This is a genomic window from Ruminococcus sp. OM06-36AC (assembly GCF_003438725.1).
In the GTDB taxonomy this organism is placed as follows: domain Bacteria; phylum Bacillota; class Clostridia; order Oscillospirales; family Ruminococcaceae; genus Ruminococcus_C; species Ruminococcus_C callidus.
Genome location: NZ_QSTT01000072.1, coordinates 1 through 1,007 on the forward strand (window position 1 = coordinate 1; position 1,007 = coordinate 1,007).

Annotated in this window: 1 pseudogene; it reads left to right on the top strand. The window is 39.6% G+C overall.

From position 1 onward, the window contains the following. Window positions 1–1,007, top strand: a pseudogene (locus DXB92_RS13200) (hypothetical protein); the annotation flags it as partial.

A 1,007-nucleotide genomic window follows, 5' to 3' on the forward strand; every position in this document is an offset into this window, starting at 1 on the left:
GATTCGGATACAGTAAAGTATAGTGTAACTGAAAATCAGTACAATGCACAGGGGTTGCTGACACAGGTAACATTGAGTGACGGCACGTCTAATGGTGAGAAGAATATCACCAAATATTTCTACAACAATGCTGGTATCCAAACCAAAATGTACACGGGTTTGAACAGCACAAATGATTCTGACTACATGACCACGAATTATGAATATGATGCGTGGGGACATTTGGTAAGAACGACTGACAGCACAGGCTATAACTCTGGTGCAACAACCTATGATCTGAATGGTAATGCACTGACTGTAACCGATGCCAATGGCAATGTGACCACTAACACCTATGATGCACTGAACCGTGTGCTGACAGCAAATACTATTTGCAGTGATACTTCTAAAAATGTATCAAAATCCTATGTCTATGACAATATGGGAAGAGTGCGGAGTAAAACTGCCAATGGTGTACAGACAAGTTATCAGTACGATTCCTTGGGACGTGTTTATCAGGAACTTAGCCCAAAATCTTTTAAGGGCTATTTCTACGAGGGCGTATCGCAGTATGCGAAGGAACAGTTGGTTGGTATTAATCATCAAACAATGTATTCCTCCACGCAATATGAATACGATGCTGAAATGCGTATTGCTCAGGTAAAGGAAAGCGGTAATTTGACTGCAACTTATACCTATGATGCAAATGGCAATAAGGTTTCTGAAACACTTGCAAATGGTGTGGTATCGACCTATTCTTATAATGGATGCAACAAGGTGACAAAACTTGTTACCAAGTCTGGAAACTCCGACATATCCAGTTATGAATATTCGTACTATTTAGACGGTTCAGATGCTTGCAAAGTACGCAATGAAAATGGTACAATAGAAACAACCTCATATGATTATGACGGTTTGAAGAGATTGACCAAGGAATTCATTTCTAACGGTAAGACAGCTGATACATATTCATACGAATATGATGATTATGGCAATCGTTCTAAGATGGTTGCTAATGGTTCGGAAGA